The organism is Polaromonas sp. P1_F2 (assembly GCF_056405735.1).
In genome coordinates, this window is the sequence record NZ_JBFUBN010000001.1 from 550807 (window position 1) to 574168 (window position 23362).

Consider the following 23362-nt stretch of genomic DNA (forward strand, 5'->3'; position numbering starts at 1 on the left):
GCGAGATGATAACGAAAAGGTGACGAACAGGCCCGCATCGCCTGGACTAAGATCATTCGCATGATGAAAAGCCTCGCTCCGCAACACCTCACCCTAGCCTCCTGCATTGCGGCCACGGTAGTTGCATCAACGCTTGCTCTGGCCGCTTGCAGTCCGCGCCCGCCGCCGCCGCTTGCCGCGGGCCAGACCTGGATGATCGAAACGCACCGGGGCGATGGCGCGATTTCCGTGACCACCCTGGCCATCGAAGCCTCAACACCTGTTGGGCCCGTGGCGTTTGTGCTGGTCAACAACATGATCATCACCATGCCGGACAAGACGAAGCGAAACAAGCTGGGGCCCATCGCCATTACCTTGCCGGCGTTGCAGGCAAGCCTGAAAAACTACGAATTCAAGCAAGGCATGAACATCGGAGTCGAAGGATATGCGGCGCGCTGGAAGCAGCTTGCCTCACAAGGCCGCGCAGCCGAATTCACCTACAACGTCCCCGTGGCAAAAGCGCTCGATGAATTCGAGCACGGAAGCATCAAGCCCTGGTCGCTTGCCGACTAAAAAACAGCGGCTCAAGGAACGGCGGTCGATACAAACCCCCTTGGTGCCGGCCGCTCAAACACCTGCCTGACAAAGGCATACAGGGCCCACAGCAGCAGCAATGGAATCACCAGGGTCTGCAGCACAAAGATCACGATGAGCTTGATGATGTGCTCGGTGGCCTGCTCTGCCGCGCGCTTGAGGTTCTCGAAATGCCGGCCCACGTCGCCGTTTTTCGCCAGCCAGTCTTTCATGCTGTCGACCAGGCCGCGGTTGTCGGGCGCGGCCGCGGCGGCGGGGTTGAGCTGAACGGCCTGGCCCGTCGCGCCGTCTATCAACTGCTGGCTGGCCGCGTAGTCGGCCGCCAGGAATTTTTGCCACAGCAGGTCGCTGCCCAGGGTCACCACCGGCACGGCAAAGCGCAGCATCAGCAAAATCACCAGCAGCCTGGACAGCCAGGGCGGCGCCCGCGACCTGCGCAGCTGGAACCACCACCAGCCCAGCGCCGCGGCGCTCAAGGCCAGCGACACCGGCCAGTAGCCGCCTATGCTGATCAGCGCCTTCTGGATGCCGAAGGCGACGCTGGCCGCCAGCATCAGGTGTGAGAACTGCTCCACCAGGTCATTCACCGGGTCCAGGATTTGCCCGGGCGTGAAGGTTACGCCCACGCCGAAAGGCTGCACCGAGGCTTCGGTGCCCTGCGCGACGGAGATCACGGCATTGAGCAGGCGCGCCGTCGCGAAACTGACCAGCGCGCGCTTGAGGCCGGCATCGACCTGCCGCATGGCCGGCGCGTCCAGGGGCGCCAGCCAGGCGCAGGCCATGACAGCGGCCATAGTGAAAGCCAAGAGGGCTCTGCGTGCGATGTGCATGGGTCTCTCCGTGTGATGGATAGCAGCGGTGCCACGCGAAAGCTGCTGGGCGGTCAGTCCATCTTGCCAGAAAGAGCCGGCCGCAACTCGCCTGTCTCCGACAACCAGGCGGCCTGGGCGCGGTACTCAGTACCCGCCATAGAGCTCCCGTCGGACGTCACAGTTCCACAAAGATGCCGGGCCCGGCCAGCTATCAAGGCTTTGCCGGCTTTGGCGCCACCCTGGCGCCTGGCGCGCCTGTCAGCACCAGGCGAGCCTGCTCCAGCATCGCCTTGTGCTTCGCCGCATCGATGAAAGCAGTTTCGTCGCCGGTGGTCCAGCCCCTGAACGTCGCCTCCAGGAACGCGCGACGGCTCTGCGGGTACTGCTTCATCGAAGCCAGCATTGCTGCGTCCGGCATCGCCGGGTTGATGGTGAACACGCTCCAGCGCTGTTCAATCGCGCGCCATGCGGGGATGAGCTCCGCCTGCATCTCCGGCACCAGGTCCTTGGGCGGGATATCCCCATCGAGCGCCCTGTTCATAAATGTTTCGAACCGCGCATTGAGCGGGTTGATCTGCGATTCATACTCCCGCGCGGCCTGCTGCAACACCACGACTTCCGACCAGTAGTACGGCGGCCTGGGCGCATAAAGCGTGCCGCCGACGATGACGGCTGCCGCGGCCACGGATACCGCGACGGCCGCAAACCGGCTGCCGCGCCCCGCACTCGCTTGGGCGGCTTTCGGCTGAAGCAACATGCCCATGACAGCGCCGCAGGACAGCCCGCACAGCAGCGAGCCGAAATCCGCCGAGCCCTTGGCAACGGCAAAACCCAGAAGGCCGAGCAGCGGGACCAGCGCCAGCCCGCTGAGTATGGACAGGTCGCTCCTGCCGGGCGCACCTTCGGTCCCCCGCAACATGGCAATGAGCAGGCACAGCCCCAGGCCCAGCGCCGGCCCGCCGGCGCCCACACTCACCGTCGCGAAATCGCGGAAATAAAGTGTCGCCACGCTGCACAGCGCCGACACCAGCACAAACGACAACAACAGGCTCAGCGCGCCGTAGGTGCGCTCGAAGGCCCCCGAGACCACCCAGAAAAAGGGAATAAAGGCCGCGGCGCCGATCACGGACCCCAGTTGCAGCTTGGATGCGACCAACCGCCAAGCGTTACCGCTCTGCAGAGTGGTCGTGGCGGAGTTGCCGCCCCATTTCAGCAGGGCGTCATTGGGGGCAAACCAGGCGTTGGAACTGTAGAGCGCCGTGGCGGTCAGGCCCAGCATCGCCAGCAGGATCAGCAGGGTGCACCATGCCCATGCGCGCTTGCGGGTGATCCCGGCATCGAGGGCTGCCGGCCGCGTGTCCGGGCGGGTGTCGTCAAAAGGCTGCGCCATTTCAGCCTCCTTTCCTCAGTGAGTCGATTTTCCGCTGGACGGCGTCGACAAGCTTTGGCCGGCTGCTTTGCCGGGCCAGCAGCAGCGCGCGCTGCAACGCGGCTTGCGCGCCCTGCGCGTCGCCCATTCTTGCCAGTATGTCGGCATGTTCCTGCTCTGCGCTGGCCTCTTCCGCCGGTATGCCGGCCTTGCCGTAGCCGTCAATCGCACGCCGGACGGCGACCAGCGCTTCGGGCAGATTACCGGCATAGCGCTGGGCACCCGCGATCATCAAATCCACCATGGCCATCTTGTCCTGACGGTTGATCTGCGCAAACGCATCGCGGCTTTTCTGGACCATCTCAAGGCCTTTGGGAACGTCGCCGGCAGCGCCGTGGATACGCCCCAGTTCGAACAAGCCCTGCGCCATGCCAGACTTCATGCCTGCCGCCTTGTAGAGCTCGATGGCGCGCTCGGCTTCGGCCTTTGCCGCCTCGAAAGCCTTGGGGCGCAGCAGCGAGGCCAGGCGCAAGCGCGCGCTGGCCTCGTTCTCCGGCTGTTTTGTCGTTTCGCCCGCCCTGATGGCCTCACGGTAGAAGGCTTCAGCTCGCGGCCTGCGGCCTTCCATCCACTCGGCGTCACCCAGCGCTTCGCTGGCCAAGCCCTGGCCCACAAGCTGCCCATCGGCCTTGAAAGCGGCTTGCGCCTGCGTCGCCTGCTCGCGCATGAGCGCCGCGTTCTCCATCAGTCCCTGCAGCAGCGCGGACTTCAGCAAGGCATTGCCCACGGCGCCGGAATCCTTGCTTTTATGCGCCGCGCCCAGGGCGCGCTGGTAGAAGGCCTGTGCTTCGGACAGCTTGTATTGCGCGGCGGCAAGCTCGCCAAGCGCCACCAGCGAATAGGACTCCGCTTCCGGATTCAAGGCGGTCAGGGAACGGGCAAGGGCGCGATCGAAAAACTGCTGAGCATCTTGCAGCCGGCCTTCCTCCATGGCCCGGCGGCCCTGCTGGCGCAATGCGGTGGCCTCGGCCAGAGGCGCTCCCTGCGCCTGGGATTGCGCCAGCAGGCTTTCGATCTGGGCCTCTTTGCTTGCGGGATCGCCGCGGTGAGTCCGCACGGCCAGGCTGGTGGCGTTGAGCAAGCCCAGGCTGTCGCCCACGGCGGCAGATAGTTTGCGAGCGGCATCGGCCTGCGCCCTGGAGGCTTCGGGCTGGCCCAGCTGGGAGAGCATCTCGGCCATCTCCAGACGAGTCATCCCCTGCCCGCCTATATTGCCTTCGATTTCGTACAGCAACAGGGTACGGCGCAACAGGCGCAGCCCCAGATCGCTCTGGCCGCCCTTGAATTCCAGCCGCGCAAGGTTGTGCAAGGCCAGCGCCTCAATGTCGCGCATACGGGTTGTTTTAGCCAGCTCCAGCGCCCGTCGGGCGACGGCCGCCGCGGGCTCGGTGCGGCCCTGGTCAAGCAGGGCAGCCGACTCGTTGACCAGGAGCACAACCTGCTGCTCGTCGGCGGACAGGACGCGCCCCGCCTGTGCCTGGTAAGTTTGTTGCGTCTGAGCGATGACGCTCGTACCGGCCACGCACAGCAACAGAGCCGAGATGAACCGCTTTGTGAAGCCTGCCTGCATGGTTCCCCTCCCGGATAGCCCTTTTATTCTCATCAGGCATTCTAGGAGTCTGGACGGCACCTCGGGGATCGGGATGCCGTAATCGCTTTCTAGCGGCCTGTCTTGCGGGGTTTGGCTGAACCGGTCACGCGGGGCGGAAGCCCCGTGTGCTGGGTCAGCATGCGGCCCTTGACCGGGGTGGCGCTCTTCAATGCGACCCCGGAGCCGGCGGGCTTGCCCGCCAACGGCGTCGAGTTCTTGCGCCGCGCGCTGGTGTAACTGCCGTCGGTCATCGGCTGGAAGGTCGGGATCAGGTGGTGTTTTCCGTTGCCGATCAGGTCGGCGCGGCCCATGGCCTTGAGCGCCTCGCGCAGCACCGGCCAGTTGTTGGGATCGTGGTAGCGCAGGAAGGCCTTGTGCAGCCGGCGGCGGCGCTCGCCGCGCACGATGTCCACCGTCTCGCTGTCGCGCGTGATCTTGCGCAGCGGGTTCTTGTTGGTGTGGTACATCGTCGTCGCCGTGGCCATGGGGCTGGGGTAGAAGGTCTGCACCTGGTCGGCGCGGAAGCCATTCTTCTTGAGCCAGATCGCCAGGTTCATCATGTCTTCGTCGCTGGTGCCCGGATGGGCCGCAATGAAGTACGGGATCAGGAACTGCTTCTTGCCGGCTTCGAGGCTGTACTTCTCGAACATCTGCTTGAACTTGTCATAGCTGCCGATGCCGGGCTTCATCATCTTGGTGAGCGGGCCCTGCTCGGTGTGCTCGGGCGCGATCTTGAGGTAGCCGCCCACGTGGTGCGTCACCAGCTCTTTCACGTACTCGGGGCTTTGCACGGCCAGGTCGTAGCGCAGGCCGGAGCTGATGAGGATCTTCTTCACGCCCTTCAAGGCCCGCGCGCGGCGGTACATCTTGATCAACGGGTTGTGGTCGGTGTTGAGGTTGGAGCAGATGCCCGGGTACACGCACGAAGGCTTGCGGCAGGCGGCCTCGATCTCGGGCGACTTGCAGCCTATGCGGTACATATTGGCGGTGGGCCCGCCCAGGTCGGAGATCGCGCCGGTAAAACCCTTGACCGTGTCGCGAATCGCCTCGATCTCGCGGATCACCGAGTCTTCGGAGCGGCTCTGGATGATGCGGCCTTCATGCTCGGTGATGGAGCAGAAGGTGCAGCCGCCGAAGCAGCCGCGCATGATGTTGACGGAGAAGCGGATCATCTCCCAGGCGGGAATCTTGGTCGCGCCGTCGTGGCTGCCGTTTTCGTCGGCATAACGCGGGTGCGGCGAACGGGCGTAAGGCAGGTCGAACACGTAGTCCATCTCGGCCGTGGTCAGCGGGATGGGGGGCGGCGTGATCCACACGTCGCGCGCCGTGGCGCCTTCGCCGTGGGCCTGCACCAGCGCGCGGGCGTTGCCGGGGTTGGTTTCCAGGTGCAGCACGCGGTTGGCGTGGGCATAGAGCACCGCATCGCTCTTGACCTGTTCGTAGGACGGCAGGCGTATCACCGAGCGGTCGCGCGGCGGGACCTTGATCTTTCCCTGCGCGGTGTGCACCGTGGACGGGAGGTTTGGGTTGGCGACAAAGGTCAGCGGCTTGATGGCCGGGTTGGCCGGCGCAGCCTTGGCCACCATGGGCGAGCCTGCCGATTCGGCCTTGACCGCCACTTCGGTGGCTTCATCCTCACGTGCGCAGGTCGCGCCTTGCTCGCGCGCCTGGTCGGAAATCATCAAATACGGGTTGACGTGTGCTTCGACCCGGCCCGGCGCGTCCACACTGGTGGAGTCGATTTCGAACCAGCCCTGGGCGCTTTCGTCGCCGCTGCGGCGTATGAAGGCCGTGCCGCGCACGTCGGTGATATTGGCGACCGGTTCCTTGGCGGCCAGGCGATGCGCGATCTCGACGATGGCGCGCTCGGCATTGCCGTAGAGCAGCAGGTCGCACTTCGCATCGACCACCACGCTGCGGCGCACCTTGTCGGACCAGTAGTCGTAATGCGCGATGCGGCGCAGCGAGCCTTCGATGCCGCCCAGGATGATGGGCACGTCCTTATAGGCTTCGCGGCAACGCTGCGAATACACCAGCGCCGCGCGGTCGGGACGCTTGCCGCCCACGTCGCCGGGGGTGTAGGCGTCGTCGCTGCGGATCTTGTGGTCCGCCGTGTAGCGGTTGATCATCGAATCCATGTTGCCGGCGGTCACGCCGAAGAACAGGTTGGGTTTGCCCAGCACCTTGAAGGGGTCGGCACTTTGCCATTCGGGCTGGGCGATGATGCCGACGCGAAAGCCCTGAGCCTCCAGCATGCGGCCGATGACGGCCATGCCGAAGCTCGGATGGTCCACATAGGCGTCGCCCGTGACCACGATGATGTCGCAGCTGTCCCAGCCGAGCGCGTCCATCTCGGCCCGGCTGGTGGGCAGGAATTTGGCGGTGCCGAAGCGGGCCGCCCAGTACTTGCGGTAGCTGGTCAGCGGCTTGGCGGCGCGCGTGAAGAAGGAGACGTCGACGGGGGCGTTCATGGGGGCTTTGGGTAACCCTCGATTGTAAGGTTTACCCTGAGTTGTGCCTCTTTATCCGGCATTTAAGCCCTACAAAGGCCTCACTACGGACCCTCAGCGTGGTTAAAGTGGCTTGGCGGCGACGGATTGCACCGCTTTTCACCTCCAAATCAAAGCCATGACACCTTACACCGCCAGCCTGCTCGCCGACCTGATGTTGCTGCTGCACGTGGCCATCGTGGCTTTTGCCGTGCTGGGGCAGTTGCTCTTCATGGCCGGCGGCCTGCGCGGCTGGGCCTGGGTGCGCAAGCTGTGGGTCCGGCTGGCGCACCTGGCGCTGATCGCCTTTGTGGTACTGCAAAGCTGGCTGGACCAGACTTGCCCCCTCACCCTCTGGGAACAGTCGCTGCGATTGCAGGCCGGGCAAGAAGCTTATACCGAATCGTTTATCGAGCACTGGCTTTCAAGGCTGATCTTTTTCAACGCGCCGGCCTGGATGTTCATGGTGGCCTACTCCGCGTTCGGCGTGCTGGTCCTGCTGAGCTGGTGGTGGTGGCCGCCGCGCCGCGCGCGCTGAATCGACCGTTAATCAGCCATGAACCTGCCGGCTGTCCGCCGGCGCTTCGTCGCGTTCGGTCATGCCGTAATCGCGCAGCACATGGGCCACACGCAGCCTGTAGTCCTCAAACACCCCGCCGCGCCCGCGGCTTTGCGCATTACGGTGGGTTTCCAGCTTGCGCCATTCCAGCACGGCGGCCTCATCGCGGAAGAAGGACAGCGACAGCAGCTTGCCCGGCGTGCTCAGGCTTTCAAAGCGCTCAATAGAAATAAAGCCGTCGATTTTTTCGAGCTGCGGCCTGAGCGCCGCGGCGATGTCGAGGTAGGTCTGCTTCTGGCCCTGGGCGGGCAGCACTTCAAAAATAATCGCGATCATGGGGGGCCTTTTGTTGCTGCTGAGCTGGATGTGATGGTGGCATCAAGCGGTGAAAACGGGAATCCGGGCATTCATGGAGGGCCGGTAAGTCCAGCTGAACGACGCGGCATCCTTGAGCCGGCCCGACACCAGCAGGGCCCGGACGGCCGCCGCCGCGATCACGCAGGCCAGCGCCTGGCCCGGGCACTGGTGAGCGCCATGGCCGAAGCCGGGCACCTCGCGGTCCGGGCGCTCCAGCAGGAACTCGCCGGGCCGGGCGTTGCACGCGGGGTCGCGGCCCGCGGCGGCCAGCAGCAACAACACCACATCGCCGGCCTGTAGCGGAATACCCGCGACTTCAGTGGCCTCGGCCACGAAACGGCGCGTGTTGTGGATGGAAGGGTCATAGCGGCTGACCTCAAGGACCATCTGCAGCAGCTGGCCGGCCTCGCGTTCCATGGCGTCCAGCAGACCGGGCTGCGTGGCCAAAGCGACGATGCTGTTGCCGATCAAACCCGCCGTGGCTTCATAGGTCTGCGACAGCAGGCCGACGGCATTGCAAAGCAGCGCCCGCGCATCGTGCCAGCCGGCCTGCGCCGCCTCCTGCTGCAGGCGTGCCAGTGCGCTACCGGGCTGGGCTGCGGCGCCTTTCACCAACTCTGAAAAGCGCGCGAGCAAAGCCGACGCGGCATCGCCAGCGGCCGCGAGTTGGCCCGGTGTGCTGAGCGGGGAGAGGCAGGCGACAAAGTCGGCCATCCAACGCGCCACCTGGGGCAACTCGGCCTCGTCAAAACCCAGCAGGTCGGCCACGGCCATCACGGGAACCTCAAAGGCCCAGCGCGACAGTGCGGCGCCTCGCAAAGCGCCCTCCCCGGCGACTTGCAAGGCCAGCGCTTCCGTCCTGGCTTGCACGCGCTCCAGATCCACCGCCGCCAGGAAACGCTGCAAAGCCAGCTTGGGCGCGTCATGCCTAAGGCCTTCGTTCATGCGCACCAGCTGGCCAAAGACCTCGCCGGCCGCCGAGCCGACGATGGCCGCGGGCACAGGCTCGGCGACGGGGCGCACGCGGCAGGCCGGGTTGCCCAGCACCTCTTTGACGCTCGCGGCGCTGCTGGCGATCCAAAGCTTGCGCGGTGCGTCAAGCACCAGCGCCGGGCCCGCGGCCAGCGTCGCGTAATACGGATAGGGATTGCGGTGGGCGGAGGCCGCCAGAATGTTTTCAGGGTTAGTGTCGAGGTGCATGGCCATCATTTTTGCCCCAAACACCGACCCTATGCTTCGCTCGCGGACGAAACGTGACCGCTTTTCAACGCGCCGGCAGCACCTGCCCCCGGCATTCGCCAAAGCCTATGCGTTGAAAACCCTCGCGCTCGCACCAGGCACGCAGGATGATGGTGTCGCCGTCCTCAAGAAAGGTGCGTGTCTCGCCGTTGGCCAGCTTCAAGGCGTTTTTGCCGCCGGCGCTGAGCTCCAGCAGCGATCCGGCCTGTTCGGGCCGCGCACCCGACAAGGTGCCCGATCCTAGTAAGTCACCAGGCTGCAGGTTGCAGCCGTTGACGGTGTGGTGCGTGAGCATTTGCGCGACCGTCCAGTAGGCGTCGCGAAAGTTGGATTGCGACAGGCGCTCGGGGCCCTGACCGGCGTCGCGCATGGACTGAGTCTCCAGCCAGACCTCGAGTGCCACGTCCAGGCCGCCTTGCTCGCGGTTGCCCGGCGAGTCGAGGTAGGGCAAGGGCTGGGGGTCGCCCTCGGGGCGCGAGAAAGCCGTGCGAAACGGCGCGAGCGCCTCCAGGGTGACGATCCAGGGAGAGATCGTGCTCGCGAAATTCTTGGCCAGGAATGGGCCCAGCGGCTGGTATTCCCAGGCCTGCACGTCACGCGCCGACCAGTCGTTGAGCAACACCATCCCGAAAGCATGGGCCTCGGCCTGCTCCATGCCCATCGCTTCGCCCAGCGCGTTGCCCTGCCCCACCAGCACGCCGAGTTCGAGTTCGTAGTCCAGGCGATGGCTGGGCCGCAAGACCGGCGCCTCCTCGTTCGGGCCCTTGGTCTGCCCCAGCGGCCGCGGGAATTGCTGGCCGCTGACGCCAATGGACGATGCCCGGCCGTGATAAGCGATGGGCACCCATTTGTAGTTGGGCAGCAGCGGCGCGTCGGGCCGGAACAGCTTGCCGACCGCGGTCGCATGGTGGATGCCGGTGTAGAAATCGGTGTAGTCACCGATGCGGCAAGGCAGGTGCAGGGTGACCGCATCCTGGGGATGCAGCATGCCCGACCACTCGCGCTGCTTCGCACTGCCTTCAGCCAGGCCTTGCGAGATCGCAGCCCGCAGCGCGCTCATCTCTTGCGGGCTTGTCGCCATCAGCGCGTTCATGTCGCTGGCATGGATCAGCCCGGCCGCGCGTAAATCCAGCACCTGGTCGCCGATGGCGACACCGATGCGGCGCTCGCCCTGCGGCGTCAGGCTGTACGTGCCGAAAGGCAGGTTCTGGATGGGGAAGTCGGTGGTCCCGTTGGCGGAGCCTACCCAGCTGCGCAGTTGGGAGTCGTGGGTGGCGTTCAGTTGTGCGTTCATGGTCGGCTTAAAAGTGAGAGGAACGGCATCAAGCCTTGAACTGGTCCTTGAGCCCGGCCCAGCAGCCGGCATAGGCGGTATCGAGCGAACCGCCTTCCATCGCATAGGCCGTGGGGATAAAGCGGTAGCGGCTTTCAAACATAAAGGCCAGGGTGTTGTCGAGCTTGTGCGGCTTGAGCTCGGCCGTGCTGGCTTTTTCAAACGCCTCGGTGTCGGGGCCGTGCGGCACCATGCAGTTGTGCAGCGAGGCGCCGCCCGGCTTGAAGCCCTCGGGTTTGGCATCGTACTGGCCGTAGACCAGGCCCATGAATTCGCTCATGAGGTTGCGGTGGTACCAGGGCGGGCGGAAGGTGTTCTCGGCCACCATCCAGCGCGGCGGGAAGATCACGAAATCGCAGTTGGCCGTGCCCGGCGTGTCCGAGGGCGAGGTCAGCACGGTGAAGATGGACGGGTCCGGATGGTCGTAGCTGATGGAGCCTATGGTCATAAAGTGCGCCGTGTCGTACTTGCAGGGCACCAGGTTGCCGTGCCAGGCCACCACATTGAAGGGGCTGCGCGGCTGCTGCGCCGACCACAAACGGCCTCCGTACTTCTTGATGATCTCGTAAGGCTTTCCAGCTTCATCGTCGGCATCGAAAGCCGCCACGGGCGCCAGAAAGTCACGCGCATTGGCCAGGCCGTTGGAGCCTATGGGGCCGAGCTCGGGCAGGCGGAAATGCGCACCGTAGTTCTCGCAGACGTAACCGCGCGAGGCGCCGTCGGGAAGGGTCACGCTGAAAGCCATGCCGCGCGGCAGCAGCGCGACCTCACCAGGCTTGACGTCCAGGATCCCGAGTTCGGTCGTCAGCACCAGCCGGCCCTGCTGCGGCACCAGCAGCATTTCGCCGTCGGCGTTGACCAGCGCGCGCCGCGCCATCGACCGGTTGGCGACGTACATGTGCGCGGCAATGCCGGTCTGCGCATCGGCGTCGCCGTTGGCCGCCACGGTGCGCAGGCCGTCGACAAAATCCTGCGGCTGCGCGGGAATCGCGAATGGGCTCCAGCGCAAAGGGTCGGGCGGCACGGCCACACCGCCCGCGGCGCCCGTGGTCCACTGCGGCTGCGCGTAAGCCTGGTAGCCGCCCGCCACCACCGACGGCTGGCGGCGGTACAGCCAGGTGCGGCGGTTGTCGGCGCGCGGCGCGGTAAAGGCCGTGCCCGAGATCAGCTCGGTGTACAGATCGTGCGGCGCGCGCTGCGGGCTGTTGCGGCCTTCGGGCAAGGCGCCGGCGACGGCTTCGCTGGCGAATTCATTGCCGAAGCCGGACTGGTAACGCAAAGTGGTCGTCGTGTTCATTGAAGTTTCTCCAAAGTTCCCATGTCATTCTTCGCCGGTATCTTCCACCGCACCGCCGTCGGCCCTGGCCTTGGCGATCAGCCGGTCGAAAAAACCGCTGAGCTGCTCGCGCTCGGCCGCGCTCAGCACGCCAAAGATGTCCTGGTTGCGCCGGCCCACCACCTGCATGGCGCGCTGCCAGGCGGCCTTGCCCCTGGGCGTCATGGTCAGCACCACGCCGCGCCCATCGGTCGGGCTGGCGGCCTTGACCACCAGGCCCTGCTCGACCAGCGACTGCGCTGCGCGGCTGGCCTGGCCCTTGTTCAGGTTGGCTTTTTGCGCGAGGTCGTTGACCGAGAGCGGCGCGAAGGTGCCGACCGCCGTGAGGCAGCGGCCGTCACTCATCGACAGGCCGGCCCCGGCCACATAGGCGCGCTGGCTTTCCAGGTCGGTCAGCTTGTGCAGCAGATGCAGGCGGTAGGTCAGGGTTCTGTCGAGCTTGATCATGTCGGTCTTACCTTGGTGGCAGGGACTCCATTTTCAGCCCACTCAATCCAGTTTGATGCCGCTGGCGCGTATGACCTGCGCCCATTTTTCGCGTTCGGCCTTGGCATAGCTCGCCATCTGCGCCGGCGTGCTGGGCGTGGGTTCCAGGCCCAGCACCTGGAAGCGCGCCTTGACAGGCGTGGAGTTCAGGGCGTCCACCAGCGTCTTGTTGAGCTTTGCGACCACGGCGTCCGGCGTGCCGGCCGGCGCGGCCAGGCCCTGCCAGGCATAGGCTTCAAAACCCTTGAGGCCTTGCTCGTCCAGCGTGGGGATGGTCTCGAAGTTTTTCACGCGCTGCGGGCTCGCGATGGCAATGGCGCGCAGGCGCCCGGCATTGATAAAGCCCATGCCACTGGCAGTGTCGACAAACATGAAAGGCACTTGCCCGCCCGCCACGTCCTGCACCGCCGGTGCGGCGCCGCGATACGGCACATGCACCAGGTTGAGGCCGGTCTTGCCACGGAACAGTTCCGTGGCCAGGTGGTGCGGGCTGCCGGCGCCCGGCGTGGCGTAGCTGACGCCGCCCTTCTGGGTCTTGGCCCAGGCCGTGAACTCCGCCAGGTTCTTGGCCGGCACGGCGGGGTTGACGACCAGGATCATCGGGAAACGCGCCAGCAGGCCTATGGGCGCCAGGTCTTTTTCAGCGCTGTAGCTGAGCTTGGTGTAGAGCGCCGGGTTGGCCGCCAACGTGGCGGTGTCGCCGGTCAGTACGGTGTAGCCGTCGGGTTTGGCGTGGGCCACGTAGTCGGCGCCGATATTGGTCGCTGCCCCCGGCTTGTTGTTGATGATGAGAGGCTGGCCCAGGGCCTGGCCCATGGCTTCGGTCAGCGCGCGCGCCACCACGTCGGAGCCGCCGCCTGCCGGGTAAGGCACCACCCATTCAATGGGGCGTGCCGGCCAGGTCTGCGCGGAAGCGGCGGTGACGGCCAGCGCCAGTACGGCAAGCAGGCGGCGAAGGGAAGCGGGAAGGCGGTGCATGTTTTGTCTCCGTGAAATGGTTATGGGTGATCGGGAAGGTGTATCGAAAATCAGGTGGCCGCCAGGCGCTCGGCCTGGGCGATCAGCGCCAGGGCCTCGCCGGCGTCGGGCTGGCGGCTCAGCAACGCGAGTGCCAGCGTGGCCAGCAGCAATGGCGCCCTCGCCTCGCCGACGCGGGCCGTGGCCTCCGCGAGCGCTGTATAGGCCTGGTCAAGGTCGTCGGTTTGGGACAGTGTCGGGTTCATGGCGTCTCCTCAATCATCAAGTTGGCCGCTGCTGGAAAGGCTTCAACGCGGATGCAATTTCCGCCGCTGAAGCCGCCTTCCAGCGGCCCATGAGGTAGCCGTCGGGCCGCACCAGGAAGGCCGAGCCCTCACCAGCGCCGTAGCGCTCGCGAGCCTGGCCGAGCTCATCGAGCAGGACGTCATTGGCGGGCTCGCCCTGCTTGCCAATAGCGATCACCTTGACGGAAGCGGGGCCGTCCTGGCCGGAGGCCGCCAAGGCGGCGATGTCTTTTGGCAGTACGCCCTTCTCGCTGAAATACAGCAGCACAAAACCGCCGCCGAAACACGACGTGAGATGAACGTCGCCGTCCGCACTGCGAAGCCTGGCTTCGGGTGCGGGCATGCCGGCGCGCGCACCGGCGCCGAAAACGCTTTCCCGCGCGGCCAGGTTCAGCGGCGAGCCCACATATTCGACCGGCGTGGATTGGCGCGGGTTCAGCAGCGAGGCCACGGCCGCGTCCTCGGTCGCCAGGCGCAGCGCGGCTTCGCGCAGCAGCTTGAAGCCGTGGTTGGGCGGCGCCATGAATTCGGTGCTCTTGGCACCGTAACGGATGTTCTCGCGCGTGGCCTGCACGCGCTCGCTGGAATAACTGTCGAGCAGCGAATCCGCGGCGCGGCCCTGTTGCACCAGCGCCAGTTTCCAGGCCAGGTTGCCCGCGTCGTCCAGGCCCGAGTTGAGCCCGCGCACGCCGAAGATGGGCACCAGGTGGGCCGCATCGCCGGCGAACAGCACGCGGCCGTGGCGGTAGCTGGGCAAGGTCAGGCATTTGGCGTTGTAGATCGAAATCCACAGCGGCTCCCAGGGCTGGTCCTCGCCGATCATGGACAGGTGGCTTTGCACACGCGGCAGCACGTTTTCGGGCTTGACCGCCTCCAGCGGATCCTCGTCGTCGCGGATCTGGTAGTCGATGCGCCAGACGTCGTCGGGCTGGCGGTGCATCAGGATGGTGGAGCCGGGGTTCGACGGCGGGTCGAACCAGGCCAGGCGTTCGACCGCGCGGCGGGTTTTCTGCACCACGTCGACGATCACGTAACGACCCTCGTACTGTGTGCCCTCAAGCTGCAGGCCCAGCTGTTCGCGCACCGTGCTACGGCCGCCATCACAGGCCACCACCCAGTCGGCCTGCACGGTATGCGTGCCGTCGGGCGCCTCGATGTCCACCTGTGCGCCGCCGGCCTCGGGCCGCACGGCCATCACCTTGCTGGACCAGCGCACATCAACCAGGCCGCCCTGGGCGAGTGCCGCCTTGTGCGCGAACTCCTCGGCGTAGAACTGCTGGATGTTGACCATGGGCGCGAAGCGCTGCGTGGGCTCGCTGGGCATCTGGAAATGCAGCACCTCCTGGTCGCGGAAGTAGCTGCGCCCGCCCACCCACGACAGGCCTTTGTCCACCAGCGCCTTGTCGGCGCCGACCCAGCCGAAAATTTCCTGCGAGCGGCGCGACATACAGATGGCCCGGCTGCCGGCGCAATAACCGGCATCGGCCTCCACCACCAGGCTGGCAATGCCGTGGCGCGCCAGCAAAGCCGCCAGCGTCATGCCCACCGGGCCGCCGCCGGCAATCAGCACCGGCACGCGGTGCGGCCAGCCGGGGGAACCCGAAGAAAGAGGCGTTGTCACGATGCGCTTGTCCCGGTTGATTTATGGTTGCGTTCGCAACTATAAACCCATCCGGTTGCGCCCGCAACCATTTATTCGACAACCTCCGCAGAGGCCGGGGAACCCGAATTTAGTTGCGCACCACCGTCATCTGGCCGCGCACTTCACCAGCGGGATAGGCCGCCGTATGAATATTGGCATACCACCGGCCTGCCATCAGGTCGGCGGCCTGGGCGGCTGTCAGCGTTGCGCTGCCGTCCATGGGACTGCTTGGAGGGCCGGCCCATCCCAAGGCCACGCCGGCGTTGGCGCCAATGGCGGCGGGGCCGTGAAAGTGCCCTGCCGTTGCAGGCCCGGTGAGACGGGTGTAGTTGACCTTCCAGCGAAGCAGGTTGGTGCTGGGGTCGAACACGGCATCGACCGAGCCGCTACCGGGGCTGGCATTGGCGGGCACTTCATTGGCGCCGCGAAGCTGCGTGGTGAAAGCGACCAGGCTGGATTGCTTGTTCATCACACCGCAGCCGGTGATGGCGGCAGCGGCCACAGCCAGGGCGGCCAGGGACATTCGGGTGGCGGTACGGCGTGAAAGCATGGGTCGGCTCCTTGAAAAGTTGCAGCCGATTGTGCGTGTCGCACCGCGCCCGGACCCGTAGGACAAACCCCATGCGAACAGTCGGTTCCGGACGACGCCCCTACCCCACCGCGCGCCGACACAACCGCATGCGCGCGAGCCGGAGACTGCGGAGATAGCCACATCCGCAAGAAAGACACCCCATGGCATCCCGCGTTTTATGGAAAGGCGCCATCAGCTTCGGCCTGGTCCACATTCCTGTCGCGCTGCATTCGGCCACGTCCGAGAGCGGCGTCAACTTCGACTGGCTGGACAAGCGCAGCATGGACCCGGTGGGCTACAAGCGCATCAACAAGCGTACCGGCCGCGAAATCACCAAGGAAAACATCGTCAAGGGCGTCGAATACGAGGACGGCCAGTACGTGGTGCTGTCGGAAGACGAAATCGCCGCGGCCTATCCCAAGACCACCCAGACCATTGAAATCGAAAGTTTTGTGCCCAACACCGAGATTCCCTTTGTCTACCTTGAGCGGCCCTACTACGTTGCGCCCATCAACAAGGGCCAGAAGGTCTATGCGCTGCTGCGCGACACCTTGCTGAAGACGCAGCGCGTCGGCGTTGCCCGCGTCATCATCCAGACAAAGCAGCACCTGGCCGTGCTGGTGCCCGCGGGCCCGGTACTGGTGCTGAACCTGTTGCGCTGGGGCGCCGACATCCGCTCGATCGAAGAGCTGAACCTGCCGCCCGTGGGCGCCAAGGCCGCCGGCCTTTCCGACAAGGAACTGGCCATGGCCAAACAGCTGGTAGACGACATGACCGGCAAATGGGACCCCGAACAGTTCACCGATTCCTTCAAGGACGACATCATGGCGCTGGTCAAGCGCAAGGCCAAGGAAGGCAAACTGGAGAACGTGGTGCAGCCGGAGGAATCCGACGAAGCCGAAACCCGTTCCGGCGCCAAGATCATCGACCTGACCGAGCTGCTGCAGCGCAGCCTGCGCAAAGGTGGCGGCGATGCGCCCAAGTCCAAGTCGGCCGCCAAAACAAAGGCCTCCGCCAAAACGCCGGCGCGCAGGAAGCCCGCGGCCAAAAGCGCTGCGCATGCCCCCGCCAGGCGGCGCGCCGCCTAGCCGGCCACTGCCGCGCAGGCCGACGACATGGGCACCCGCGATTCGCTGAAACACTACCGCGCCAAACGCGACTTCACGCGCACGCCCGAACCCGCGGAGGGCGGCACGCGTTCGGACAAGGCCCTGAGCTTCGTGATTCAGAAGCACGACGCCCGCAACCTGCATTACGACTTCCGCCTGGAGCTGCAGGGTGCGCTCAAAAGCTGGGCGGTGCCCAAGGGCCCCAGCCTGGACCCGGCTGTCAAACGCATGGGGATGCGCGTGGAAGACCATCCGATCTCTTACGGGGGTTTTGAAGGCAGCATTCCCGCCAGGCAATACGGCGCCGGTGACGTGATCGTCTGGGACCGCGGCCTGTGGGCACCGCACGGCGACCCCGCCAAAAGCCTGCGCCAGGGCAAACTCAAATTCGACCTGCACGGTGAAAAACTCAAAGGCGGCTGGACCCTGGTGCGCATGCACGGCCGCGGCGACGACAGCAAGGAACCCTGGCTGCTGATCAAGGAACACGACGAACACGCCCGCCCCGAAAAAGAATACGACGTGCGCGAGGCCCTGCCCAACAGCGTGCTCTCGGGCCAGCCCCTTCCTCGTGACGCCGCGGGAAAACCCGGTAAATCGCCACGCAAGACGGCAGCGAAGAAGGCCTCAGCCGCATCAGCAAAAAAAACCGCAGCGCAAACAAACAACGGTATTCCCGAAGGCGCCGTCAAGGCCAAATTGCCCGAGATACTCTCACCGCAACTCGCCACGCTGGTCGCGCGCCCGCCGGCCGACCCGCAGGGCTGGGCCTACGAGATCAAGTACGACGGCTACCGCCTGCTGGCCCGCATAGACGGGACCTCGGTCCGCCTCATGACGCGCAACGGCAATGACTGGACGCACAAGCTGCCCAAGCTGGCCCAGGCCGTCGCCGCGTTGGAAATCCCTTCGGGCTGGGTCGACGGCGAAATCGTGGTGATGAACGAGCACGGTGTGCCCGACTTCGGCGCGCTGCAAAACGCTTTCGACCACGCCAGCACGGCCCGCATCCTCTACTACGTGTTCGACCTGCCCTACTTCGACGGACTGGACCTGCGCCAGTTGCCGCTGGCCCAGCGCCGGGAGCTACTGTGCGCGCTGGTCACCCGCCATCCGCAGGAGACCATACGCTTTAGCGACACGTTTGAGGAAGCACCGCAAGACCTGCTGGAGTCGGCGCGGCAAGTCGGGCTCGAAGGTGTGATCGGCAAGCGCATGGATTCGGCCTATGTCTCGCGCCGCTCACCGGACTGGATCAAGCTCAAGACCCAGCTGCGCCAGGAGTTCGTCATCGGCGGCTACACCGAACCCAAGGGCTCGCGTGCCGGCCTGGGCGCGCTGATGCTGGGCGTGCACGACGAGGACGGCGCGCTGAAGTATGCCGGCAACGTCGGGACCGGTTTCAATGACAAGGTGCTCAAGGACCTCAAGGCGCGGCTGCAGAAAATCCATACGGAACGCAGCCCCTTCGCGAAGCTGCCCGCCGGCGTCAAGGGCCAGTGGGTCAAACCGCAACTGCTGGCCGAAGTCGCCTTCGGTGAATGGACCCACGGCGGCCACATCCGCCATTCGGTGTTCCAGGGCCTGCGCAGCGACAAGCCCGCCACCCACATCGTTCGTGAAAAACCCGCCGCCCCGCAGCGCGGCAAGAAAGGCGCCGCCGTGAACCTCGCGAAAAAACCCGCCAGCGAAAAACCCAGTGCCAAGGGCAGCCTGAAAGCCGCGGCAAAAACACCCGCCAAAGCCACCCCGGCCGCGCTGAAATCCCTGCGCGTCACGCATGCCGACCGCGTGGTCGACAGCAGCACCGGCTTCACCAAACAGAACGTGGTCGAGCACTATGCGCAGGTCGCGGCGCTGATATTGCCGCACCTCAAGGCGCGCCCGACCTCGCTGGTGCGCGCCCCCTCGGGCATAGGCGGGGAGCTGTTCTTCCAGAAGCACGCCGAGGCCGGTTCTGTCCCGGGCATCAAACTACTGGACCCCGCGCTCGACCCCGACCACGAGCCGCTGCTGGAAATCCCCACCACCGCCGCCCTGCTGGCCGCCACCCAGGTCAATGTGCTGGAGTTCCACACCTGGAACGCCACGACGCGCGCCATCCACAAACCCGACCGCATGACCTTTGACCTGGATCCCGGCGAAGGCGTGGCCTGGCCGCAGATGCAGGAGGCCGCGCAGCTGGTGCGGGCCTTCCTCGACGAACTGAAGCTGTCCAATTTCCTCAAGACCAGCGGCGGCAAGGGCCTGCACGTGGTGGTGCCGCTCAAGCGGCAGTACGACTTCGACACCGTCAAGGATTTCTCGCACGCGCTGGTAATGCACCTGGCCTCGGTGATTCCCCAGCGCTTTGTCGCCAAGAGCGGCCCTAAAAACCGTGTCGGCAAGATTTTCCCGGACTACCTGCGCAACGGTTTCGGCGCGACCACCGTGTCGGCCTGGTCGCTGCGCGCCCGGCCCGGGCTGGGCGTGTCGGTGCCCGTCGCCTGGGATGAACTGGATTCGCTGACCAGCGGCGCGCACTGGACGGCGCAAACCCTGGGCGGCCGCCTGGGCGTCGGCAACCGGCCCTGGGACGCCTACGAGGCCTCACGCAACAGCCTGACCGCCGCGATGAAACAGCTTGGCTTCAAGCCGCCGGCACGCCGTGCCTGACACAGGGGATCGAACTGTCATCCACTTCCTACACCGGCAGGGCCAGCGGCCCGACATGGCCGGCCGCAAGCAGCCTTTAAATTGAGCTTGTGGGGGTTCCAAACCTCGCATTTCGCATTCATCCACTCACTCAAGGAGACCCGTATGCCTTCGAACCAGAATGACCAGCAACGCAACAATCCCCAAGCCCAGGACAAACAGCAACAGCAACAAGGCCAGCGCAAGCAGCCCGGCCAGCAGGACCGCCAGAACGTCAACCAGTCCAGCGATGCGCAATTGAACCAGGGCCAGGGCAACCAGCGCCAGGGGCAGCAAGGCCAACACGGCAGCGCCCAGGGCAACCAGCAGAAGCAGTCGCGCAACCCCTCGGAGCGCGACGAGAACATGGAGCCCCAGGACTCCGGCAGCCGGCAGTCGGGACGCAGCAACAACTGATCGCGCTGTGGACCGCATTTCCCCAAAAGACAAGTGGAGGCCATGTGCCTCCGCTTTTTTTACGCCCACTCAAACGGGCCTGCGAGACGCCCCATGAACCAGCCCGATGAAATGGACCTGACGCTTTATCTGCAAACCGAAGGCCGCCGGCTCGCGGCGGAACTCGCGAAGCACCGGCCCGCCCCGACCGCATCCCGGCCCTCTTCCGCCCAGCAGCAGTGCGCCGCCGCGCAACCCGGCATCCAGCGCCCAGCGCGTAGCCTCAGCGAAGCGCTGCAGCGCATGGGCGTGGCCGGCGCGCATCCGCGCCGCCGCCTGTAGGTCGCCGCCGCGACTTGCCCACGAGCACTGGCCTTGCGCCTGCCCGCGTCCTATCATTCAGGCAGCGCACCCGCATGCGCCCTGGAGACAACATGAAGCCCCTCTTGCCCCTCACATTGGCCGGCTTGCTGCTTTTGTCGGCTTGCCCCGATCCCAAATCGCCGAAGGCCCCTCCCAAAGTGCCCGAGCCCAAAGCCGCTGTCGACTCAGCCCTGGCTCCGGTGCCGACGCAACCCACAGCAGCACAGCACAACACGCGCGCATGAAGCCCCTCCACCGCGCCTTTGTCCTCTTGTTCACACTGCTGTGCGGCGCCTGGCTGGCCGGCTGCGCCACCTCAAGCGACCCTCTCGCGCAACGCGTCACCGTCGAAGGCCGGGCCTACCTGCTCAGCCCGTTGACCGCCGGCACCTGGACGGCCACCTCGTCACCGGCAGCAAGCCCCATCTCCACCATGCCCTCGGTACGCACCGCCCTGCTGGCGGCCATCGAGCAACGCTCTGGCTGCAAGGTCACCGACGTCGACTATTCGCGCGGCGGCATGCAGCTGGATGCGCAGGTGGATTGCGCCAGCCGCCTCAAAAATTAAGCGGGCTCCGGCGAAAAAAAGGGGCAGCCTGCGCCGCCCCTGGTTTGCCGAACCTCGAGTGCCGGCAAGAAACGAAAAAAATTTCTCCTGAAACCGCGGCCTTATGTTGATGCCTTCAAGGCATCGCGCAGTGCTTTGACCTGGTCATGGTTGCGCTGCGCGCCCCGGGCCTGGTGCTCCACCACCGCCCTGATCGACGACGGCAGGTTTTGCTTCAAGGCCTTGCGGTAGCGCGCCACGGCCGCGTCTTCGCCGCGCTCACATTCATTGAGCATGGCCTGGTCGCTGTAGGCGCTCAGCGTCGCCCGCACGGACACCCATCCGCGATGCAGCGCACCGGCCATCGAGCCTCCGTCATCGGGCTTGCCGCCCAGCTGGCGTATCAGGGTCTGCAGCTCCAGGCCTGCGGCCCGGCATTCGCCGGAATGGCGGTGCAGCAGCACCTTGATGTCCTCCGAACGCGCGTGTTCGGCGCATTCGCGGAAACCGTACTCGCCGTCGCGGCAGGATTCCAGCAGGTCGTTGAGCGTGTCGACGATTTCCTCGTCGTCCGCCACGCCGACGGTGTCGGCGTTGCTGAGGCTTGCATCGCTGCGGGAGGCCGCGGTTTCATAAGCGCTGACCTGCTCGTGCGCGCGGTTCCAGGCCGCGCGGCTGGCCTGGCGGGCCTGCGGCCAGTCCAGGGTCGAACGCCCCCTATAGGTATCCCAGCGGTCCGCCAGGCGCATTTCAGCCTCCTCGAACGAGCCGGGGTAATCGCGCCGTCCTTCCACGCCCAGCCGGTAGGCGGGCGCATAGTCGTCAAAGGGGCGGCCCATTTCGTAATAGGGCTCCAGCGTGTGCCTGTCGCGCCACCAGGCTTCCGCGGCCGTGGGGTCCAGGGCCTCGGCGGCTTCCTTGCCACCCATGCCGCCGGCAATCGCACCGGCCACGCCGCCGACAACAGCGCCGGCGGGGCCGGCCACCACACCGGCGGCCGCGCCTGCGGCAACGCCGCCCATGGCCGCGCCTATGCCGGTGCCCACCGGATGTGAACCGGGTTCTTTGCTGATCGGGTCAAGATTGGGATCGTGTTCTTTGGCCATGTGTATCTCCTTTGTCGAACGCGGGTTTGAAAGACGTCCGGGCCATCAGCTCATCACCTCACCTGGCCGGACACTGGCCACCATGGTCTCGCGCGGTGCAAGGCCATACGGTCAGGCAAGCACAGACAGGCATGTAGGAGAGCGCCGCGCGGAAATGCGCGCCGCTGGTGACCGTGAGCCATACCCTTTCAGGCATCAAGCTCCGGGTAGCGGCGGAAGATGCCGTCCTCGTTGAACGGAATGCGCCGCTCGCTCACGAGGTAGGCCGCCACACGCCTGTGCTTCGCGACGCCGTCATGCAGATCCATCACACGCGGCGCATTATTCAGGGCACGGCGGGCGGCCTTGGGAAAGGCATACAGCAACCCCTCCACCAGCTGGAACAGCGAAAGATCGGCATAACTCAGGCGGCCGCCCACCAGGTGCGCATCGCCGCGCGGGTTGCGCTCGAGCACGGTTTCAAACCAGGCCAGGAATTTTTTGATGCGCGCCGTCCTGAACTCCTTCGCGCGCCTGAGCGCCTCCTTCTTCTGGTCTTCGTAATAGAGGCCGGTGCCCACCGGGTGATGCGAGTCGTGTGCTTCGGCCACGATGTCGGCGATCGTGAGCTGGATCTGGTGCGTCCAGAGGCGGGCCGTTTCGCTTTTACCGACCAGGCCCAGCCGCGGGCCCAGGTACAGCAGGATGGCGGCCGACTGGCCGACGATGGTCTTGCCGTCGACCAGGAAAGGCGGCGCGAAGGGCGGATGCCGCACGCCATTGCTTTCCATGACGTAGGTCATCGCGCGAATGCCCTGCCCGTCTTCCTCGCAGCCGCGCGCCACATCCACATAGTCGGCGCCGGCGGCCTCCAGCGCCAGCCTGGCGAATTCGCCGCGCCCCTGGATGCCGGGCCAGTAGTGAAGTTCGTAAGGCATGAATGACAACTCCTGCAAATCCTGTGAGGGTCGTTTCATTCTGCGCGAAACCATGGCTTGAATCCATGGGAAATGCCGCCGCGTCCGCTTATCCTACGAAGATTTCGCCCTCCTCCGACAAGCCGCCGCCTGGAGCGGAACTACGTTGAAACTACGTCTACCCAGGCCTGCACGCTACGGCGTTCAAGGTCTATTTCTGGCGTTAGTTCTGGAGTTCCCATGACAGCCACCACCCTCCCCGCATCCCTGCACGGCAAAACCCTGCGCTGGACCTTCAAGGACGGCCCGACACGGGGCCATACCTTTGAGCACACCTTTGCCGGCGACGGCTCCCTCACCTGGCGCGGTGCCAGCCCGGACGCCAAAGACCACCACGAAAACGCCAGCGCCGCCGTGAAAGTGTCGGACGACGTGCACGTGGTGTCCTATCTCTCCAGGGAAAGCGGCTACACGCTGACGGTGGCGCTCAACCTCAAGACCGGCCAGGCCATCGGTTTTGCCTCCAACGGCAAGGACTGGGTGCAGCAGTCGGGCACCTTCGAGGTCGTAGGCGCCAGCCGTTAGCCGTTAGC

Annotated in this window: 23 protein-coding genes; 8 read left to right on the forward strand and 15 right to left on the reverse strand. The window is 65.6% G+C overall.

Features of this window, described 5'->3' with window-relative positions; all coding sequences use genetic code 11:
* The first annotated feature begins 60 nt into the window (after positions 1 to 60).
* Positions 61 to 552 (forward strand): hypothetical protein, encoded by a 492-nt coding sequence (locus tag AC1D0O_RS02735; RefSeq protein ID WP_477652012.1) that lies wholly within the window; start codon positions 61 to 63, stop codon positions 550 to 552.
* A gap of 11 nt (positions 553 to 563) precedes the next feature.
* On the opposite strand, the gene AC1D0O_RS02740 is transcribed toward AC1D0O_RS02735, so the two are convergent.
* The 4 genes from AC1D0O_RS02740 to AC1D0O_RS02755 all read right to left on the reverse strand — a co-directional run bounded on the left by AC1D0O_RS02740 (position 564) and on the right by AC1D0O_RS02755 (position 6876).
* On the reverse strand, positions 564 to 1403 hold the full coding sequence (locus tag AC1D0O_RS02740) for a hypothetical protein (protein WP_477652013.1): 840 nt from the start codon (positions 1401 to 1403) through the stop codon (positions 564 to 566).
* Between the two features lie 193 nt (positions 1404 to 1596).
* On the reverse strand, positions 1597 to 2775 hold the full coding sequence (locus tag AC1D0O_RS02745) for a hypothetical protein (RefSeq protein WP_477652014.1): 1179 nt from the start codon (positions 2773 to 2775) through the stop codon (positions 1597 to 1599).
* Between the two features lies 1 nt (position 2776).
* Positions 2777 to 4384, reverse strand: a complete 1608-nt coding sequence (locus tag AC1D0O_RS02750) for a hypothetical protein (protein ID WP_477652015.1) — start codon at positions 4382 to 4384, stop codon at positions 2777 to 2779.
* Between the two features lie 89 nt (positions 4385 to 4473).
* Positions 4474 to 6876, reverse strand: a complete 2403-nt coding sequence (locus AC1D0O_RS02755; protein ID WP_477652016.1) for a YgiQ family radical SAM protein — start codon at positions 6874 to 6876, stop codon at positions 4474 to 4476.
* Positions 6877 to 7033: 157 nt separating this feature from the next.
* Between AC1D0O_RS02755 and AC1D0O_RS02760 the strand changes: the two genes are divergently transcribed.
* Complete coding sequence (locus tag AC1D0O_RS02760; protein ID WP_477652017.1) at positions 7034 to 7432, forward strand: DUF2784 domain-containing protein; 399 nt, start codon at positions 7034 to 7036, stop codon at positions 7430 to 7432.
* 12 nt (positions 7433 to 7444) lie between these two features.
* Here AC1D0O_RS02760 and AC1D0O_RS02765 read toward each other — a convergent pair whose 3' ends face one another.
* The 9 genes from AC1D0O_RS02765 to AC1D0O_RS02805 form a co-directional block, all read right to left on the reverse strand.
* On the reverse strand, positions 7445 to 7789 hold the full coding sequence (locus AC1D0O_RS02765) for an antibiotic biosynthesis monooxygenase family protein (RefSeq protein ID WP_477652018.1): 345 nt from the start codon (positions 7787 to 7789) through the stop codon (positions 7445 to 7447).
* 42 nt (positions 7790 to 7831) lie between these two features.
* A complete protein-coding gene (locus AC1D0O_RS02770; RefSeq protein WP_477652019.1) occupies positions 7832 to 9010 on the reverse strand; it encodes a cytochrome P450 in 1179 nt (392 codons plus the stop codon).
* A gap of 64 nt (positions 9011 to 9074) precedes the next feature.
* Complete coding sequence (gene fahA, locus AC1D0O_RS02775; RefSeq protein ID WP_477652020.1) at positions 9075 to 10343, reverse strand: fumarylacetoacetase; 1269 nt, start codon at positions 10341 to 10343, stop codon at positions 9075 to 9077.
* 28 nt (positions 10344 to 10371) lie between these two features.
* Positions 10372 to 11679 (reverse strand): homogentisate 1,2-dioxygenase, encoded by a 1308-nt coding sequence (gene hmgA, locus AC1D0O_RS02780; RefSeq protein WP_477652021.1) that lies wholly within the window; start codon positions 11677 to 11679, stop codon positions 10372 to 10374.
* 24 nt (positions 11680 to 11703) lie between these two features.
* The gene (locus AC1D0O_RS02785) at positions 11704 to 12165 is read right to left on the reverse strand and encodes a MarR family winged helix-turn-helix transcriptional regulator (RefSeq protein WP_477652022.1); all 462 of its coding nucleotides are present in this window, start codon (positions 12163 to 12165) and stop codon (positions 11704 to 11706) included.
* Between the two features lie 42 nt (positions 12166 to 12207).
* On the reverse strand, positions 12208 to 13182 hold the full coding sequence (locus AC1D0O_RS02790; protein ID WP_477652023.1) for a Bug family tripartite tricarboxylate transporter substrate binding protein: 975 nt from the start codon (positions 13180 to 13182) through the stop codon (positions 12208 to 12210).
* 50 nt (positions 13183 to 13232) lie between these two features.
* Positions 13233 to 13427: a hypothetical protein gene (locus tag AC1D0O_RS02795; protein WP_477652024.1), complete on the reverse strand. Its 195-nt coding sequence runs from the start codon at positions 13425 to 13427 to the stop codon at positions 13233 to 13235.
* A gap of 16 nt (positions 13428 to 13443) precedes the next feature.
* Complete coding sequence (locus tag AC1D0O_RS02800; RefSeq protein ID WP_477652025.1) at positions 13444 to 15087, reverse strand: FAD-dependent oxidoreductase; 1644 nt, start codon at positions 15085 to 15087, stop codon at positions 13444 to 13446.
* A 109-nt stretch (positions 15088 to 15196) separates the two neighbouring features.
* A complete protein-coding gene (locus tag AC1D0O_RS02805; protein WP_477652026.1) occupies positions 15197 to 15658 on the reverse strand; it encodes a CHRD domain-containing protein in 462 nt (153 codons plus the stop codon).
* 182 nt (positions 15659 to 15840) lie between these two features.
* Here AC1D0O_RS02805 and ku point away from each other — a divergent pair, with 182 nt between their 5' ends.
* The 5 genes from ku (at position 15841) to AC1D0O_RS02830 (ending at position 20788) form a co-directional block, all read left to right on the forward strand.
* Positions 15841 to 16767, forward strand: coding sequence for a non-homologous end joining protein Ku (ku, locus tag AC1D0O_RS02810; protein WP_477652027.1), 927 nt, complete (start codon positions 15841 to 15843; stop codon positions 16765 to 16767).
* Positions 16768 to 16794: 27 nt separating this feature from the next.
* Positions 16795 to 19443 (forward strand): DNA ligase D, encoded by a 2649-nt coding sequence (gene ligD, locus AC1D0O_RS02815; protein ID WP_477652028.1) that lies wholly within the window; start codon positions 16795 to 16797, stop codon positions 19441 to 19443.
* A 144-nt stretch (positions 19444 to 19587) separates the two neighbouring features.
* Positions 19588 to 19878 (forward strand): hypothetical protein, encoded by a 291-nt coding sequence (locus AC1D0O_RS02820; RefSeq protein WP_477652029.1) that lies wholly within the window; start codon positions 19588 to 19590, stop codon positions 19876 to 19878.
* A gap of 93 nt (positions 19879 to 19971) precedes the next feature.
* Positions 19972 to 20199 carry a hypothetical protein gene (locus AC1D0O_RS02825; protein WP_477652030.1) on the forward strand — a complete coding sequence of 76 codons (228 nt, stop codon included), beginning with the start codon at positions 19972 to 19974 and terminating at the stop codon, positions 20197 to 20199.
* A 262-nt stretch (positions 20200 to 20461) separates the two neighbouring features.
* On the forward strand, positions 20462 to 20788 hold the full coding sequence (locus AC1D0O_RS02830) for a hypothetical protein (protein ID WP_477652031.1): 327 nt from the start codon (positions 20462 to 20464) through the stop codon (positions 20786 to 20788).
* A gap of 101 nt (positions 20789 to 20889) precedes the next feature.
* Here AC1D0O_RS02830 and AC1D0O_RS02835 read toward each other — a convergent pair whose 3' ends face one another.
* Positions 20890 to 21873: a ferritin-like domain-containing protein gene (locus AC1D0O_RS02835; RefSeq protein WP_477652032.1), complete on the reverse strand. Its 984-nt coding sequence runs from the start codon at positions 21871 to 21873 to the stop codon at positions 20890 to 20892.
* Positions 21874 to 22061: 188 nt separating this feature from the next.
* Positions 22062 to 22790, reverse strand: a complete 729-nt coding sequence (locus AC1D0O_RS02840) for a glutathione S-transferase (RefSeq protein WP_477652033.1) — start codon at positions 22788 to 22790, stop codon at positions 22062 to 22064.
* A gap of 219 nt (positions 22791 to 23009) precedes the next feature.
* Here AC1D0O_RS02840 and AC1D0O_RS02845 point away from each other — a divergent pair, with 219 nt between their 5' ends.
* A complete protein-coding gene (locus tag AC1D0O_RS02845; protein ID WP_477652034.1) occupies positions 23010 to 23354 on the forward strand; it encodes a MoaF N-terminal domain-containing protein in 345 nt (114 codons plus the stop codon).
* Positions 23355 to 23362 lie beyond the last annotated feature (8 nt).